Annotated in this window: 17 protein-coding genes; 10 read left to right on the top strand and 7 right to left on the bottom strand. The window is 65.9% G+C overall.

Annotated elements, in window-relative coordinates:
• The first annotated feature begins 119 nt into the window (after nt 1-119).
• From hutH to ACFOLG_RS04145, 3 genes are all read left to right on the top strand, one after another.
• On the top strand, nt 120-1655 hold the full coding sequence (hutH, locus tag ACFOLG_RS04155; RefSeq protein ID WP_386088707.1) for a histidine ammonia-lyase: 1536 nt from the start codon (nt 120-122) through the stop codon (nt 1653-1655).
• A gap of 201 nt (nt 1656-1856) precedes the next feature.
• Complete coding sequence (locus tag ACFOLG_RS04150) at nt 1857-2114, top strand: hypothetical protein (RefSeq protein WP_386088702.1); 258 nt, start codon at nt 1857-1859, stop codon at nt 2112-2114.
• 548 nt (nt 2115-2662) lie between these two features.
• The gene (locus ACFOLG_RS04145) at nt 2663-3034 is read left to right on the top strand and encodes a hypothetical protein (protein ID WP_386088700.1); all 372 of its coding nucleotides are present in this window, start codon (nt 2663-2665) and stop codon (nt 3032-3034) included.
• A gap of 156 nt (nt 3035-3190) precedes the next feature.
• Here the strand turns inward: ACFOLG_RS04145 and ACFOLG_RS04140 are convergent, their stop codons facing one another.
• Together ACFOLG_RS04140 and ACFOLG_RS04135 are read right to left on the bottom strand one after the other, a co-directional pair.
• Nucleotides 3191-3391 (bottom strand): DUF1059 domain-containing protein, encoded by a 201-nt coding sequence (locus tag ACFOLG_RS04140; protein WP_386088698.1) that lies wholly within the window; start codon nt 3389-3391, stop codon nt 3191-3193.
• Between the two features lie 264 nt (nt 3392-3655).
• Nucleotides 3656-4852, bottom strand: a complete 1197-nt coding sequence (locus ACFOLG_RS04135) for an MFS transporter (RefSeq protein ID WP_386088697.1) — start codon at nt 4850-4852, stop codon at nt 3656-3658.
• 93 nt (nt 4853-4945) lie between these two features.
• Between ACFOLG_RS04135 and ACFOLG_RS04130 the strand changes: the two genes are divergently transcribed.
• The gene (locus ACFOLG_RS04130; RefSeq protein ID WP_386088696.1) at nt 4946-5734 is read left to right on the top strand and encodes an AraC family transcriptional regulator; all 789 of its coding nucleotides are present in this window, start codon (nt 4946-4948) and stop codon (nt 5732-5734) included.
• Between the two features lie 129 nt (nt 5735-5863).
• Here ACFOLG_RS04130 and ACFOLG_RS04125 read toward each other — a convergent pair whose 3' ends face one another.
• The 3 genes from ACFOLG_RS04125 to ACFOLG_RS04115 all read right to left on the bottom strand — a co-directional run bounded on the left by ACFOLG_RS04125 (nt 5864) and on the right by ACFOLG_RS04115 (nt 7265).
• Nucleotides 5864-6100, bottom strand: a complete 237-nt coding sequence (locus tag ACFOLG_RS04125; RefSeq protein WP_386088694.1) for a hypothetical protein — start codon at nt 6098-6100, stop codon at nt 5864-5866.
• A gap of 88 nt (nt 6101-6188) precedes the next feature.
• Nucleotides 6189-7085, bottom strand: a complete 897-nt coding sequence (locus ACFOLG_RS04120) for a LysR family transcriptional regulator (protein WP_386088692.1) — start codon at nt 7083-7085, stop codon at nt 6189-6191.
• 12 nt (nt 7086-7097) lie between these two features.
• Nucleotides 7098-7265: a hypothetical protein gene (locus tag ACFOLG_RS04115; RefSeq protein ID WP_386088690.1), complete on the bottom strand. Its 168-nt coding sequence runs from the start codon at nt 7263-7265 to the stop codon at nt 7098-7100.
• Here ACFOLG_RS04115 and ACFOLG_RS04110 point away from each other — a divergent pair.
• On the top strand, nt 7264-8229 hold the full coding sequence (locus ACFOLG_RS04110) for a bile acid:sodium symporter family protein (RefSeq protein ID WP_386088688.1): 966 nt from the start codon (nt 7264-7266) through the stop codon (nt 8227-8229). The two genes, ACFOLG_RS04115 and ACFOLG_RS04110, sit on opposite strands and share 2 nt — an antisense overlap.
• Nucleotides 8230-8305: 76 nt before the next feature.
• On the opposite strand, the gene ACFOLG_RS04105 is transcribed toward ACFOLG_RS04110, so the two are convergent.
• Nucleotides 8306-9586: a methyl-accepting chemotaxis protein gene (locus ACFOLG_RS04105; RefSeq protein WP_386088686.1), complete on the bottom strand. Its 1281-nt coding sequence runs from the start codon at nt 9584-9586 to the stop codon at nt 8306-8308.
• 225 nt (nt 9587-9811) lie between these two features.
• Here ACFOLG_RS04105 and ACFOLG_RS04100 point away from each other — a divergent pair, with 225 nt between their 5' ends.
• From ACFOLG_RS04100 to ACFOLG_RS04090, 3 genes are read left to right on the top strand one after another with little or no spacing between them, the layout of a single operon-like run.
• Nucleotides 9812-10612 carry an MOSC domain-containing protein gene (locus ACFOLG_RS04100; RefSeq protein ID WP_386088684.1) on the top strand — a complete coding sequence of 267 codons (801 nt, stop codon included), beginning with the start codon at nt 9812-9814 and terminating at the stop codon, nt 10610-10612.
• A complete protein-coding gene (locus tag ACFOLG_RS04095; protein ID WP_386088682.1) occupies nt 10609-11370 on the top strand; it encodes a substrate-binding periplasmic protein in 762 nt (253 codons plus the stop codon). The genes ACFOLG_RS04100 and ACFOLG_RS04095 overlap by 4 nt, the downstream gene beginning before the upstream one ends.
• Entirely contained in the window at nt 11367-11915 is a 549-nt protein-coding gene (locus ACFOLG_RS04090) for a hypothetical protein (protein WP_386088680.1), read from the top strand. Before ACFOLG_RS04095 ends, ACFOLG_RS04090 begins: the two co-directional genes overlap by 4 nt.
• Here the strand turns inward: ACFOLG_RS04090 and ACFOLG_RS04085 are convergent.
• Nucleotides 11904-13058, bottom strand: coding sequence for an NAD(P)/FAD-dependent oxidoreductase (locus ACFOLG_RS04085; RefSeq protein WP_386089314.1), 1155 nt, complete (start codon nt 13056-13058; stop codon nt 11904-11906). The two genes, ACFOLG_RS04090 and ACFOLG_RS04085, sit on opposite strands and share 12 nt — an antisense overlap.
• A 49-nt stretch (nt 13059-13107) precedes the next feature.
• Between ACFOLG_RS04085 and ACFOLG_RS04080 the strand changes: the two genes are divergently transcribed.
• Both ACFOLG_RS04080 and ACFOLG_RS04075 read left to right on the top strand, forming a co-directional pair.
• Nucleotides 13108-13995, top strand: coding sequence for a DMT family transporter (locus tag ACFOLG_RS04080; protein ID WP_386088678.1), 888 nt, complete (start codon nt 13108-13110; stop codon nt 13993-13995).
• A 62-nt stretch (nt 13996-14057) separates the two neighbouring features.
• On the top strand, nt 14058-14999 hold the full coding sequence (locus tag ACFOLG_RS04075; protein WP_386088676.1) for a carbonic anhydrase: 942 nt from the start codon (nt 14058-14060) through the stop codon (nt 14997-14999).
• Nucleotides 15000-15205: the final 206 nt, after the last annotated feature.

The following is a 15205-nucleotide window of genomic DNA, read 5'->3' as shown; positions in this document are numbered from 1 at the left end:
CAGCGCCAGCCGCTGGCAACGGAATACACAGCACGCACGGACCCGCGCCGCGTGCTGCTGTGGCTTCCGCCGCCAGCCCCGGCTTGGGGCCCCCGTCGCGGCCACTCGAAGGAACCAGCATGACCACCATCACCATTACCCCGGGCAAGCTGTCGCTGGCCCAACTGCGCCTGATCGCCCGTGACGCCTCCGTGCAGATCAAGCTGGACCCGGCTGCCCACGCCGCCATCGACGCCTCCGCCGCCACCGTGGCGCGCGTGCTGGCGGAAAACCGCACCGTATACGGCATCAACACCGGTTTCGGCCTGCTGGCCAACACCAAGATCGCCCCGGACGAGCTGGAACTGCTGCAGCGCTCCATCGTGCTGTCGCACGCCGCCGGCATCGGCGAGCCGATGAAGGATTCCACCGTGCGCCTGGTACTGGCGCTGAAGATCAACTCGCTGTCGCGCGGCTTCTCCGGCATCCGCCGCCTGGTGCTGGAAGCGATGATCACCCTGTTCAACAAGGGCATCTACCCGGTGATTCCGCAGAAGGGTTCCGTCGGCGCCTCCGGCGACCTGGCCCCGCTGTCGCACATGAGCGCAGTGCTGATCGGCGAAGGCGAAGCCTTCGTGGGCGGCCAGCGCGTACACGGCGCCGAAGCCATGCGTGCCGCCGGCCTGGAGCCGATCACCCTGGCACCGAAGGAAGGTCTGGCGCTGCTGAACGGCACCCAGGCATCTACCGCCTTCGCGCTGGAAGGCATGTTCGCCGCCGAAGACCTATACGTAGCCGCTTCCGTGGCCGGCGCCATGTCGGTGGAAGCCGCCCAGGGCAGCCGCACCCCGTTCGATGACCGCATCCACCAGGTTCGCGGCCACCAGGGCCAGATCGACGCCGCCGCGCAATACCGCTCCCTGCTGGGCAAAGGCAGCCAGATTGCCGATTCCCACGCCGACTGCGGCAAGGTGCAAGACCCGTACAGCCTGCGCTGCCAGCCGCAGGTAATGGGCGCCTGCCTGACCCAGATCCGCCAGGCATCGGAAGTGCTGCTGGTGGAAGCCAACTCGGTATCCGACAACCCGCTGGTGTTTGCTGCCGACAACGACATCCTGTCCGGCGGCAACTTCCACGCCGAGCCGGTGGCTTTCGCCGCCGACAACCTGGCGCTGGCGATTGCCGAAATCGGCTCGCTGTCCGAACGCCGCATGGCGCTGCTGATCGACAGCAACCTGTCCAAGCTGCCGCCGTTCCTGGTGAACAACGGCGGGGTGAACTCCGGCTTCATGATCGCCCAGGTAACCGGCGCGGCGCTGGCCTCCGAGAACAAGTCGCTGGCGCATCCGGCCTCCGTTGACAGCCTGCCGACCTCCGCCAACCAGGAAGACCACGTGTCCATGGCCACCTTCGCCGGCCGCCGCCTGCGCGACATGGCCGACAACACCGCCGGTATCCTGGCGGTGGAACTGCTGGCTGCCTGCCAGGGCGTGGATTTCCGCGCCCCGAACAAGGCCGCCGAAGCGCTGGAAGCCGCCAAGGCCACCCTGCGCGCCGAAGTGCCGTTCTACGACAAGGACCGCTACTTCGCGCCGGACATCCAGAAGGCTGCCGCGCTGATCCAGCGCGCCGAGTACAACCGCTACGCCATCGACGGCCTGCTGCCGTCGCTGTAAGCGGATAACAATCGGGGAAGGACTGCGGCCAACGTTGGCCGCAGGATGTGAACAAGGGCAAGCCGCGAGGCTTGCCCTTTTGTCTTGGCGGCGAAGTATGATAAACGGGTTATTGGGCTGATTGATCCGTTCGATCTACCTTGCTGGCTAACCCGATAAATCAGTTCTGTCGAAGTACGGCTGGTTTCAAAAGAAGGTGTCATGAAGATTCCTGTAGGTGTCATTGGCAAGGTTTTGAATAGCCAACATAGTGAGCACCTAGTGTGCATTGTTGACGACAGCATCAATACTGGTGGCTTTCTGGTGTTCGAGAACTGGAAGGGGTCTGATGGCCCGAACCGGGGAGGCTGGTTTGATACCTGGGTTGAAGATGAAACGACTTTGATCTGTTTTTTTGCCGAGGCGGGCTGGAGCATTGAGTGGAGCCAACAGCAGGTAGATTGGACTGAAGGACAGTAGGTTGGGTTGAGCGTAGCGAAGCCCAACGTTTACCGCGTCCGGTTTTGTATCCGCTGCGCGGATGCTGATTCAAAGTGCCGGTTCCGCCCGGCTTACGGGGTACTTTCTTTTGCTTCGCCAAAAGAAAGTACCCAAAGAAAAGGCGCCCCGACGGCTGCTCGAAACCCCGTGCAAAAAGGCACGTCCCAGGCGTCGCCGAACTCGCCCCTCGCTAACGGCTCGGGACTCAGACAAATCGGCGTCTTAAAACCTGGGACGCACCATTTTGCCCGGCTCGCGCCAACGGGATTGGGGCAAGTCGGTACGACGCTGCTGACACGTAGGGTGGACAAAGCGAAGCGTGCCCACCAATTAGCACGTAGGTTGGGTTGAGAGTAGCGAAGACCAACGGTTACCGTGAAATGGCGAGTGAAAGTTGGTCGCATGCCGTGATGGTAGTTGAATGGTGTTTCAGGCTTTTCCTTCGTTGCATAGAGTGATATTGGATATAGAATAAAGTCATCCATATTTACCCAGGTAATTTTGCTGGAAATTACTAGAGCAGCTACATGATGAAAATCGTAACGACAGTATTAACCCGTGACGTGCTATGGCAGGAGTTGCATTTCATGATTGAATACTTCAGAGGAATGGGAGTAAAGAAATGTGGAGTGCTGTTGGGTTATTCATGGGGGCTGTATTACTATGATGACCAGCCATGGCAGGAAGAGCAGATTGACCTGGAAACACTTCCCGAATTTATCTGTCAATTGGAAGAAAAGGAGCTTGGTAATTTCGGCGATAGTGATCTGGTGATTTCATTACTTGCGATGAAATGGGATTTCTGTCATGAGAGTGACATCCATTTTGAGTTTGAAGATCATGATGCTGTAGCAATGCCATTCATTAATCGATGGAAAGCCCTTGGCTATCTGAAATAGCAGGTAGATTGGGTTGAGCGAAGCCCAACGTTTACCGCGAAATGAGGTATGGACGTTGGCCGCAAGGCGGCAGCATGGTCTGCTGGCCAGACAAGGCAACAAAAGCCAACGGCTCCCGCGGGAGCCGTTCGTTATGGAGCGCCGCGCAGGCAGCGTTCAGTGTGCTGCCGCGGCATGTTCTTCCTTGAACATCTGCCGCAATTGTTCGCGCAGCTGCGGGCTGTCCTGGTAGCCGTGCATGGTGACTGCGTGCTGTACCGCGGCATTCAGCAGTTCCTCGTCGTCGTCGGCGGCGATGGAAACCGTGCACTTCGAGGCGCCGGGGTGGTCGCGGCAGTCGATGTATTTCCTGGCCATGATGGATCCTTCACCCCTTGGGGACGTGTGCGCCGTGTGGCTGGCGACACCCCTGTACTGTGATGGATTGTTGCTTATTGGCACCTGAGTTATAGCATTTACCCTTGCCAGTCAGTGGCTTATACGTGCCGGCCGTATCGGCGCGGGCAATGCGGCTGGCGGATGTGGGCGGTATGTGTATCGGCCGTGGCACCAGCGACAAAAAGGTTGGCCGCAAGATACTCCTTGCGGCCAACCTTTTTCATTGCCAGCAGCAAACCGCCATCAGCGCTTGCGCAGCTCCGGCAGCAGCGCGGCGACGATGCCGGTGAGCGGTATCCATGCGCACCACTGGTATACCGCCTGCAGGCCGAAGTGGTCGGCCAGCTGGCCGATCAGTGCCGCGCCCAGGCCGGCCACGCCGAAGGCAAGGCCGAAGAACAGGCCGGAGATCATGCCCACCCGCTGCGGCAGCAGTTCCTGTGCATACACCAGGATGGCGGAAAACGCCGAGGACAGGATCAGCCCGATCAGCACCACCAGCGCCAGCGTGGCGTGCTGGCCGACATGGGGCAGGGCCAGGGCGAACGGCGCGCTGCCGAAGATGGAGAACCAGATCACCCGGCGGCGGCCGATGCGGTCGCCCAGCGGGCCGCCCAGCACCGTGCCGCTGGCCACCGCCAGCAGGAAGGCGAACAGGTACAGCTGCGCGGTGGCGGTGGGCAGCGCGAAGCGTTCGATCAGGTAGAAGGTGAAGTAGCTGTGCAGGCAGGCCATATAGGTGTACTTGGTCACCACCAGTGCCATCAGTACCGCCAGCGTGTTGCGGGTCTGGCGCGGCGATAGCGGGTTGGCCGCCGGCGGCGCGGCGCGGCGGGCGGCGTGGCCCAGCTCGGCGCGGTACCAGTTGCCCACCTGCCACAGCACCAGCATGGCCAGCAGGGTGAGGCTGGCGAACCAGGCCAGGCTGTGCTGGCCGTTGGGCAGGATGATCAGCATCGCCAGCAGCGGGCCGGCGGCGGTGCCGCCGTTGCCGCCCACCTGGAACAGCGACTGCGCCAGGCCCTTGCGCCCGGCGGCGGCCAGCCGCACCACGCGCGACGATTCGGGGTGGAAGATGGACGAGCCGGTGCCCACCAGCGCGGCGGCCAGCAGCAGCCAGCCGAACTGGCTGGCCTGCGACAACAACAGCAGGCCGCACAGCGTGGCGGCCATGCCCAGCACCATGGCGTGGGGTTGCGGCTTGCGGTCGGTGAAGATGCCCACCAGCGGCTGCAGCAGCGAGGCGGTGCACTGGTAGGTCAGGGTCATCAGGCCGATCTCGGCGAAGCTCAGCGCGTAGTTGCCTTTCAGCAGCGGGTAAATGGCCAGGATCAGCGACTGCATCAGGTCATTGAGAAAATGCGCGACGCTGACGGCGCCGATCACCCGCCAGCGCGGGTTGCTGGCCGGCGTGGCGGCGGTGGACAGGGTGGCTTGCATGCTGCGCTCCTTGTGGCTGGGGATAGCAGCATCCTAGAATGGCCGCTTGTGCCTGTCTCACGCGAACATGGCAACAACTATCGAGAAAACGGCATGAGTGCAGACATCGAGCTGATCGAGCCGCCGCAGCTCAGCAGCGACACGCTGATGATAGGCAAGGCGCAGGATTACCCGGCCGGCCACGCCACCGTGCGCCACATTCATTCCACCGCGCAGCTGGTGTACGGCATCGCCGGGGTGATGCGGGTGCTCACCGCGCGCGGGCAGTGGATCGTGCCGCCGACGCGCGCCATCTATATTCCGCCCGGCCACTGGCACGAGGTGCACATGCTCAGCCCGGCGCAGATGCGCAGCGTCTATGTGCAGCCGGCGGCGCTGGCCGGCATGCCGCAGCAGTGCTGCGTGCTGGCGGTGACGCCGCTGTGGCGCGAGCTGCTGCTGGCGGCGGTGCGCTGCCCGCCGCCGGTGTTGCCCGGCACCCGCGCCGCGCGGCTGCTGGCACTGCTGCTGGAAGAAGTGGAAGTGCTGGAAACCCTGCCGCTGGCGCTGCCGACGCCGGACGATGAGCTGCTGGCACCGCTGTGCACGGCGCTGCAGGCGCAGCCGGACGACAGCCGCAGCAGCGAAGACTGGGCGGCGTGGCTGGGGGTGGATGTGCGCACGCTGCAGCGGCGCTTCCTGCGCGCCACCGGCATGAATTTCGGCGCCTGGCGGCGGCAGGCGCGGCTGATGCATGCGCTGGCGCAACTGGCCGCCGGCGCGCGGGTGCTGGATGTGGCGCTGGATGCCGGCTATGCCAGCCCCAGCGCCTTCAGCGCCATGTTCCGCCGCCAGTTCGGCGTGGTGCCCAGCGTGTTCTTCGGCGGCGAGGCCGAGGACTAGCGACGGCGTGGCTGGCCGCTGCCACTGTTCCACGGCAAACCGGTTGTACGCGGTAGTCAGCAGCGGCGGGGATGATTTGTCGCTCCCGGCCAGCCAGCTACGCGCCGGCGCCCGCTTGCCGCGTGCTGCTTACTTGCCGCGGTAGGCGATGCGTTCTTCCATCTCGGCGATGGCCAGCGCCAGCGCCTGGGCTGGTCCGTCGCTAGCGGCGCCGTCGGCAAAGAAGGTCCAGTCGCCAAAGCGCAGCTGCCAGCCGGGCTGGCCGGCGTCGTCGCTGCGCACGATCAGCTCCGGCACCTCCAGGGTGCTGCCGTCGGGCAGGGTGTACGGCTGCCACTGCAGCGGCGGGCGGTCTGCAAACCACATGGCGGACTCCTGTCGATTGTTGCCAGCCGGCAGGGCTGGGCGGTGCTGGGGAGTGGATTGTAACTGCCGGCGGTGTTGCTGCGGCCGGCTACGGCTGCTGCGCCGCCAGCACCTCGCGCATCAGCTGCCACAGCTTTTCCGCCAGCGGCGACAACGAACGCCCGGCGCGGCGCACCAGCATCACGTCGCGGCGGATCTCCGGCAGCAGCGGCCGCACGGTGAGCCGGCTGCCGGCCGGCAGCGGCAGCGCCAACCGCGGCGACACGCTGATGCCGATGCCGGCCTCCACCACGCGGAACACCGCGCTGGAGTGGCCCAGCTGCTGCACCACTTGCGCCGTCACCCCCTGTGCCGCCAGCGCCGCCTCGATCAGTGGCCGGCTGCCGCTGTTGCCGTCCAGCAGCACCAGCGGCGCATCCTGCAGCTGCCGCCACTGCACGCTGGGCTGCGCCGCCAGCGGGTGATCGTCGCGCAGCACCAGGCAGAACGGGTCGCTGAGCACCGCTTCGCCTTCCAGCCCCGGCTGCGTACGCGGCTCCACCACCAGGCCGAAATCCACTTCGCCGGCCAGCACGCTGGCGAGGTTCAGCCGCTGCACCTGGTCCAGAATCTGCAGCTGCAGTTGGGGATAACGTTGGCCGCAGGCGGCCAGGCAGGTCGGCATCAGGCTGGCGGACAGCGTCGGGCTGCTGGCCACCCGCACCGTGCCCTTGGCCTGCTCGCCGGCCTGGCGCGCCTCGGCCAGCACGCCGTCCAGCTCGTCCAGCACGCGGCTGAGCTGGGCAGTGAGGCGCTGGCCGCTGGCGGTGAGCAGCACCTCGCGGGTGGTGCGGTCCAGTAGCTTGACCCCCAGCTGTTCCTCCAGCTCGCGGATGCTGCGGCTGATCGCCGACTGGGTGAGGCCGACGCGCTCGCCGGCGCGGCCGAAGCCGCCGTGCTGGCTTACCGCCAGGAAGGCGCGCAGCTGGCGCAGGGTGATATTCATCGCAGAAATGAATCAATCAATGAGATAAATGAATTTGTATTGTAGATCGCGGCGCGGTGAAATACCGGCTTGGCGGCTGGCTGCAAGGTTGGCCGCATCATCAAGCGCCGCGCCGCGCAGTGCTGTGCCACTGCCGGTGGCGAGGCGCCGGCACAGACCGGCAACAGACAGGAGCAGCATGCCGCGCCCACGTTTCCTCCCCGACAATTTCACCCTCGGCCTGCTTGGCAGCGTGCTGCTGGCCAGCCTGCTGCCGTGCCGCGGCAACGCTGCCCAGCTGCTGGAATGGCTGACCGATGTCGCCATCGGCCTGCTGTTCTTCCTGCACGGCGCCAAGCTGTCGCGGCAGGCGGTAGTGGCCGGCATCACCCACTGGCGGCTGCACCTTACCGTGCTGGCGGCCACCTTTGTGTTGTTCCCGCTGCTGGGGGTGGCGCTGCGGCCGCTGCTTTCCGGCCTGACCACTCCCGAGCTGTATTTGGGGCTGCTGTATTTGTGCCTGCTGCCGTCCACGGTGCAGTCGTCGATCGCCTTCGTGTCGGTGGCGGACGGTAATGTGCCGGCGGCGATCTGCAGCGCCACCGCCTCCAACCTGCTGGGCATCGCGCTGACGCCGTTGCTGGTGGGCTGGCTGCTGCTGGGCGGCGAGGTTGGCCGCGGCGCCGGCTCGGCAATGGGCATCGTCTACCAGCTGCTGCTGCCGTTCGTGGCCGGCCAGCTGCTGCGACCGTGGCTGGGGCGTTGGGTGGATCGTTACAAGAGCAAACTGAAGCTGGTGGACCAGGGCTCGATCCTGCTGGTGGTGTACACCGCCTTCAGCGCGGCGGTGATCGGCGGGCTGTGGCAGGCGACGCCGCTGCCGGCGCTGGGTGGCCTGCTGCTGGCCTGCGCGCTGCTGCTGGCGCTGGCACTGGGGCTGACGCGGCTGGCCAGCCGCCAGCTGGGTTTCGACCGGGCGGACGAGATCACCATCGTGTTCTGCGGCTCCAAGAAGAGCCTGGCCAGCGGCGTGCCGATGGCCAAGGTGCTGTTCGCCGGCCATGCCATCGGCGCCATCGTGCTGCCGTTGATGCTGTTCCACCAGCTGCAGCTGATGGTGTGCGCGCTGCTGGCGCAGCGCTACCGCCGCCGCGCGGGCGGGTAAACGGCAGGCGCGGCGGCAAGGTTGGCCGCATGCCCGGCTCGCGCCGCGGCGAGCCGTGGCGTGTGGCCGGGCGGGGTCAGTTTTTCAGGTGGGTAAAGCGGCCGATGGCCTCGACCACTTCCTGCGCGCCCTGACGAATCTGCGTCATGGTGCTGCCGGTATCGCTGGCCAGCGACACGCTGTTCTTCGCATGCCCCAGCAGCTGGTCCATGCCTTTGACCACGGTGTCGGTTTGCTGCTGGATGTCATCCACCATTCTGGCGATCTCGGCGGTGGAGCTGGCGGTGCGCTCGGCCAGCTTGCGCACCTCGTCCGCCACCACGGCGAAGCCGCGGCCGGTTTCGCCGGCACGCGCCGCCTCGATGGCGGCATTCAGCGCCAGCAGGTTGGTTTGCTCGGCGATGTCCTTGATGGTTTGCACGATGGTGGTGATCTGCTGCGAGCGGTTGCCCAGCGCCTGCACGTCGAGGCTGCCGGATTCGATGCTGCTGGCCATGTGCTGGATTTCCTGCACGCTTTGCCGGATGCTGGCGACGCCGCTGTCGGACCAGTCCAGCGTCTGCTGCGAGGAGCTGTAGGCGAACAGCGCGCTGTCGTGCTCCTGCTGTACCTGCTCGATTTGGCTGGTGATGTCGGTGGCAAACTTGATGATGTTGATCACCTTGCCGTCTTCATCCAGCACCGGGTTGTAGCTGGCTTCCAGCCAGATGGTGTGGCCGTCGTGGTGCTTGCGGCTGATCTGGCCGGCGAAGAATTCGCCGCGCTGCAGGCGTTGCCACAGCTGCAGGTAGTCGGCGCTGTTGGCAAACTGCTCGTCGCACAGCATGCGGTGATGCTGGCCGCGCAGTTGCTCCAGCCGGTAGCCCATCACCGTCAGGAAGTTGTCGTTGGCGGTGATGATGCGGCCGTCCACCGTGAACTCGATGGTGGCCATGGCGCGGTTGATCGCCTGCAGGATGGCGCGGCTTTGCAGGCTGGCCTGCTCGCGCGCGGTGATGTCGCTCGCCAGTTTCAGGTAGCCGGTGACATGGCCCTGCGGGTCCAGCACCGGGGTGTAGCTGGCCTCCAGCCACACGGTTTCGCCGCGGGCATTCCGCCGCCTGATGCGGCCACGGAAAAACTCGCCGCGCGCCAGGTGCTCCCAGAAGCGGGCGTAGTCCGCGCTGACGGCATACTGCGGATCGCAGAACTGGCTGTGCGGCTTGCCCTGGATCTGCGCCAGGCTGTCGAAGCCCATGATGGCGAGAAAGTTCTGGTTGGCATTGGTGACCTTGTGCGCCAGATCGAACTGCACCCAGGCCATGGAACGGTCCAGCGGGTGGATGATGGCCTGGCTGTTTTGCAGCTGCAGCTGCAAGTCCTAGATCTGGTGCTTCAGCTTGGTATTGAACATTGCAGGCTCCGCCGTGTGAGGTTGCAGGTGGAATAGGCACTGTGAATCAAGTGTAGAAGGCCGCCGCCGGCTGTCAGCACTATTTGCGGGTGGCCGGCGCCCGGATTCGCCGCCGCGCTGTTCCTTTCGATATCCAGATCGGCTATAAACGCGCTTTATTCCGCGTAGCGCATTGCCAAGGGCCACCGCATGCAACTCAGCCAGCTTTATATCCATCCGCTCAAATCCTGCCGTGGCATTGCCGTGTCGCAGGCCGAGGTGTCGCCGCAGGGCCTGGTGCATGACCGGGTGTGGCTGCTGGTGCGCCCAGATGGCAGCCAGATCACCGCGCGCAGCCATCACCGCCTGGTGCTGGTGGAGGCGCAGCAGCTGCCGGACGGCGACTGGCAGTTCCAGGCGCCGGGGGCGGGGGCGTTCACTACCCGCAGCCAGCGCTTTGACCAGCGGCACCGCGCGCAGGTGTGGAAGGCGGAGTTCACCGCGCTGCGCGGCGATGCCGCGGCCGACGCCTGGTTCAGCGCCTACCTGGGCGAGGCGGTGCATCTGCTGTGGCTGGGCGACAGCACGCGGCGCTTTCAGGATAGCGATCAGCCGCTGTCGTTTGCCGATGGCGCGCCGTTCCTGCTGATCGGCGAGGCGTCGCTGGACGATCTCAACCAGCGGCTGGCGGCGCCGGTGTCGATGCGCCACTTCCGTCCCAACCTGGTGGTGCAGGGCGCGTTCCCGTTCGAAGAGGATGAATGGCAGCGGCTGCGCATCGGCACGGTGGAGTTCGAGGTGGTCAGCCGCTGCACCCGCTGCATCTTCACCACCATCGATCCGCACACGGCACAGCCGCACGCGGACAAGCAGCCGCTGAGCACGCTGCTGGGCTACCGCCGCATGCCGGAGGGGGTGTGCTTCGGCGTCAACCTGGTGGCGCGTGGCAGCGGCCAGCTGCGGCTGGGCGACGCGGTGGAGGTGCTGGCCAGCGAGGTGGCGTTCGATTGACGCGGGCCGGTATCAAGCGCCTGTGGCTGTGCTCGCTGTTGTGCCTGTCCGCCGCGCCGGCGGCGGCCAACAACGTGGTTCGGGTGGCGTTCTATGAAAGCATTCCGCCGTGGGTGAACGTGGAGCGGCGCCCCGGCATCGCGGTGGAGTTGCTGCGCGATGCGCTGCACGCCGAAGGCATCGCGCTGCAGCCGGTGTTCTACCCGTTCGGCCGCCGCCTCACGGCCTACCGCCGCGGCGAGGTGGACGCGCTGTACGACGTTACCCCGGCGCTGCAGCGGCATTACCAGCTGCCGGGCACGCTCGGCCGGGCGCTGCATACCTTCGACAACGTGGTGGTGGCGCTGCAGCGGCGGCGGCTGGAGCTGGCGCAGCCGCAGGACATGCAGGATTTGCGGGTGATGGCGTGGGAGGGGGCGGAGCCGGATCTGCCGGCCGGCTACGACCGCCTGCTGGCGCAGGCCAAAGGCCGCTACAGCGAGCAGGCCGACCAGGGCAGCCAGGTGCGTGCGCTGTACCTGGGGCGCAGCGATGTGATCCTGATTGACCGGCTGATCTTTGAATGGTACCGCCGCAAGCTGGGGCGCCAGGCGCAACTGCCGGTGACGCTGTACCCGCTGCTGATGCCGAAGGAGGCCACCGTGCTGTGGCGCGACCCGCTGCTGCGCCAGCATTTCGACAACGGCCTGCGCCGGCTGAAGCAGGACGGCCGTTACGAGGCGGTGTTCCGCCGCTATCACAGCCAGCCGCAACCGTGACGCTGAGCGATCAATACCTGCCGGCCTACCAGTTTGCCGAGCACCATCAGCGCCAGATCGCCGCCTCCGCCGCCCAGGTGCTGCGCGGCGTGCAGCTGCTGCCGGGCTGGCAGGATCCGTGGGTGCAGCGCTTTATCCGCTGGCGTGAGCTGCCGGCCAGGTTGGCCGCACGGCTGGGACACGGCAATGCGCTGGCGCAGCGCGCGCCGTTCGGCCTGCACGAGTTCACGCTGCTGGAATGCACGGCGCAGGAAATCGCCTGGGGGCTGGCCGGCGAGTTCTGGCGTGGCGACTACGGCCTGCAGCCGCTGGCGGATGGCGCCGAATTTGCCGCGCTGACGTCGGTGCCCAGGCTGGTGTTGAGTTTCCGCGTGCAGCCGCTGGCGGCGGAGCGGGTGTGGCTGCATACCGAGACGCGGGTGCACTGCCCGGACCGCCGCAGCTATTACCGCTTTTTGCCGTACTGGTATCTGATCCGCCCGGTCAGCGGCTTGATCCGGCAGCGCACGCTGCGCGCGGTGGCGACACTGGCGTTAACGGCATAGCGCGGCCACCTGCTCGGCAATGGCCAGGCTGGCGGTCAGCCCCGGCGACTCGATGCCGTAGAGGTTGATCAGCCCGCGCACGCCGTGTTCGCGCTCGCCCTGCAGCAGGAAATCGGCCTCCGCCGCGCCGGGGCCGGCGATCTTGGGGCGCACGCCGCTGTAGCCCGGGGTCAGCGCGCCGTCGGGCAGCGCCGGCCACCAGCGGCGGATACTGCGATAGAACTGTTGCGCGCGGCCGGCCTCCACGCGGTAATCCACCGCATCTATCCATTCCACGTCCGGGCCGAAGCGCGCCTGGCCGGCCAAATCCAGCGTCAGATGCGTGCCCAGCCCGCCCGGCTCCGGCAGCGGATAGATCAGCTGCGAGAACGGGTTGTGCCCGCTGAGCGCGAAATACACGCCGCGCGCGTAGTAGGCGCGGGGAATGGTTTCACGTGGAACGCCGCGCAGGCTGGCGGCCAGCGCCGGCGCCCACGGCCCGGCGGCGTTGATCACCTGCCGCGCCAGCACGCGGTAGCCATCGTCCAGCTGCAGCACGATGCCGGCGGTGCCGACTTCGCCGGCCTGCACACTGCTGGCCAGCACCAGCTGCGCGCCATGCTGCTCGGCATCGGCCAGCAGCGCCTGCAGCAGGGCGTGGCTGTCGATGATGCCGGTGCTGGCGGACAGCAGGGCGGCATGAGCCTGCACCGCCGGCTCGCGCTCGGCCAGCGCGGCACGGTCCAGCCACTCCAGCCCGCGCACGCCGTTGGCGGCGGCGCGTTGCTGTACTGCGGCCAACCTGGGTACGTCCGCCGCATCGAGCGCCAGCAGCAGTTTGCCAAGCTGGCGGTGCGGGATGGCGCGCTCGCGGCAGTAGCGGTACAGCAGCACCTTGCCGGCTACGCACAGCGCTGCCTTGCGGCTGCCCGGCGGGTAGTACAGCCCGGCATGGATCACCTCGCTGTTGCGGCTGCTGCAATGTTGGCCGCAGGCGTTTTCCCGCTCCACGATCACCACCTGGCGCCCGGCCAGCGCCAGCGCCCGCGCGCAGGCCAGGCCGATGACGCCGGCACCGATTACCACGCAATCCAGGGTATCCATCCAGCTTGTCTCCTCGTGCCGCCATGTGGCGGCGGAACAGGGTGTTTTTTGACGCTCCAGGTGGCTTCGTTCACCATGCGGAACGCTGTGCCATTATGGAGTCGTTATTTTGCCTTACCTTGCCTTGTGCCTGGCCATGTTGCTGTGGGCCAGTTCCTTCATTGCGCTGAAAACCGTGTTTGCGGTGTTCGACCCGGTATTCGTACTGTTCTGCCGCATGGTGATCGCCACCGTGTGCATGCTGCCGTTCCTGCTGCGCCGCGGCAGCCGCTGGCGCTATCACAAGGGCGACTGGCTGTGGCTGCTGCTGATGGGGCTGAGCGAGCCGTGCCTGTACTTCCTGTTCGAGGCCAATGCGCTGCTGCATACCAGCGCCTCGCAGGCCAGCATGATCACCGCCACGCTGCCGCTGCTGGTGGCGGTCGGCGCGCACTTTCTGCTGCGCGATCGCCAGCGGCTGCCGGTGTGGCTGGGGCTGGCGCTGTCGCTGGCCGGGGTGGTGTGGCTGACCAGCGGCAGCGAGGCCGATGCCAGTGCGCCCAACCCGGTGCTGGGCAATGCGCTGGAGTTTCTCGCCATGGTCTGCGCCAGCGGCTATGTGCTGATCGCCAAGAAGCTGTCGCCGCGCTATTCCGCGCTGACGCTGACCGCCACCCAGACCGTGCTGGGTACGTTCTGGTTTGGCGGCATCCTGCTGACGCCATGGGGCCATTGGCCGCAGCACTACCCGCTGGACGCGATGCTGTGGGTGCTGTACCTGGGCGCCTTCATCACCCTCGGCGCCTACGGCATGTATACCTGGGCGGTCGGCAAGGTGTCGGTGGCACTGGCCGGCGCCTTCATCAACCTGATCCCGGTATTTACCCTGGCGATGGCCTGGCTGTACCTGGGCGAGCGCCTTACCGGCCCGCAGTGGCTGGCCTGCCTGCTGGTGCTGGGCGGGGTGCTGCTCAGCCAGCTGCCAGGTTGGCCGCAACGCGCGGCGGGCAGGGATTGAGTTTTCCTGGCGGCGGCCGATAGTGTTAACACCGCCGCCATTATCTTTTGCAAGGGAAGTTCATGCGCACGCCATTGCGTCACTACCGTCCATTGATTATCAGCCTGCTGCTCGCCGCGGCGCCCGCGCTGGCCAACGAAGCGCCCGCCGCCAGGCCGGCAGTCAAAGCGGCCGAGCCGGAACAACTGCTGCCATCGATCCAACCGCTGAAGCCGGCGGATCACAGCGCGTCGGTCAACAACAAGTCGCTGGTGGTGGGCAGCCGTCCGCTGAACAAGCCGGCAGCGCATCGTCCTGCTGCCAAGCGCAAAGCCACCGTCAGCAGCCCGCACGACGGGCATGACGAGCTTGGCGAAACAGGCAAGGTGCGCGGGCTGGTGCAGGCGATGCTGGCGGCCAACCAGCGTTATATGCAGAACAAGTCCGGCGCCTATTTCGAGCGCTTTGCCAGCAAGCAGACGCCGCGCGCCACGGTGGTGACCTGTTCCGATTCGCGGGTGCAGACCAACGCCTTCCACGACGATGCGGTGAACGACCTGTTCCTGGTGCGCAATATCGGCAACCAGCTGGTCACCGCCGAAGGCTCGGTCGAATACGGCGTGCGTCACCTGCACACGCCGCTGCTGATGTTCATCGGTCACGCGGTGTGCGGGGCGGTGCAGGCCGCCAGCGGCGACTTCTCCAGCCTGGAGCGGCCGATCCAGAAAGAACTGCTCACCATCAACATCCCCAAGGGCATTGCGGTCAACGACGGCGTGCTGCTCAACGTCAACAACCAGGTCGACACGGCTTTGCTCAAGTTCGGTGGCGAGGTGGAGTCCGGCAAGCTGGCGGTCATCGGCGCCTTCTACGACTTCCGCAACGACTATAAGCAGGGGCGCGGCAAACTCATCATCACCAATATCAATGGTGAAACCGACCCGGCAAGGTTGGCCGCACTCAGCAAGGCCGGCAATTTCTTCTCTGCCGCCACCGGTATGGCCGCCCCCAGCGCCAGCCATTAACGGCTTGGCGTATCGCCAGCGCAATGCCCCGCAGGAGCGGGGCATTTTGCATTGCAATAAAAACAATGACTTGAATACTTTATGCAAAAAACTGCAACAAAGTGGTTGACGCTAAACGGCCGGCTGGGTATAGTTCGCCTCCTCTGCTGACGACGCAACGAAACGAAGTCAGCCCGCTCTTTAACAAACCAAATAACCGATAGGTG

The sequence above is a fragment of the Vogesella facilis genome, assembly GCF_042648525.1.
In the GTDB taxonomy this organism is placed as follows: Bacteria; Pseudomonadota; Gammaproteobacteria; order Burkholderiales; family Chromobacteriaceae; genus Vogesella; species Vogesella facilis.
This window is presented reverse-complemented; position numbering and strand designations above follow the sequence as displayed.

Coding starts and splice junctions, on each gene's coding strand:
- ACFOLG_RS04115 (WP_386088690.1), bottom strand. CDS start 7,265: ATGCTGCTCCTGTCTGTTGCCGGTCTGTGCCGGCGCCTCGCCACCGGC.
- ACFOLG_RS04110 (WP_386088688.1), top strand. CDS start 7,264: ATGCCGCGCCCACGTTTCCTCCCCGACAATTTCACCCTCGGCCTGCTT.
- ACFOLG_RS04130 (WP_386088696.1), top strand. CDS start 4,946: ATGAGTGCAGACATCGAGCTGATCGAGCCGCCGCAGCTCAGCAGCGAC.
- ACFOLG_RS04135 (WP_386088697.1), bottom strand. CDS start 4,852: ATGCAAGCCACCCTGTCCACCGCCGCCACGCCGGCCAGCAACCCGCGC.
- hutH (WP_386088707.1), top strand. CDS start 120: ATGACCACCATCACCATTACCCCGGGCAAGCTGTCGCTGGCCCAACTG.
- ACFOLG_RS04150 (WP_386088702.1), top strand. CDS start 1,857: ATGAAGATTCCTGTAGGTGTCATTGGCAAGGTTTTGAATAGCCAACAT.
- ACFOLG_RS04120 (WP_386088692.1), bottom strand. CDS start 7,085: ATGAATATCACCCTGCGCCAGCTGCGCGCCTTCCTGGCGGTAAGCCAG.
- ACFOLG_RS04075 (WP_386088676.1), top strand. CDS start 14,058: ATGCGCACGCCATTGCGTCACTACCGTCCATTGATTATCAGCCTGCTG.
- ACFOLG_RS04125 (WP_386088694.1), bottom strand. CDS start 6,100: ATGTGGTTTGCAGACCGCCCGCCGCTGCAGTGGCAGCCGTACACCCTG.
- ACFOLG_RS04145 (WP_386088700.1), top strand. CDS start 2,663: ATGATGAAAATCGTAACGACAGTATTAACCCGTGACGTGCTATGGCAG.
- ACFOLG_RS04100 (WP_386088684.1), top strand. CDS start 9,812: ATGCAACTCAGCCAGCTTTATATCCATCCGCTCAAATCCTGCCGTGGC.
- ACFOLG_RS04140 (WP_386088698.1), bottom strand. CDS start 3,391: ATGGCCAGGAAATACATCGACTGCCGCGACCACCCCGGCGCCTCGAAG.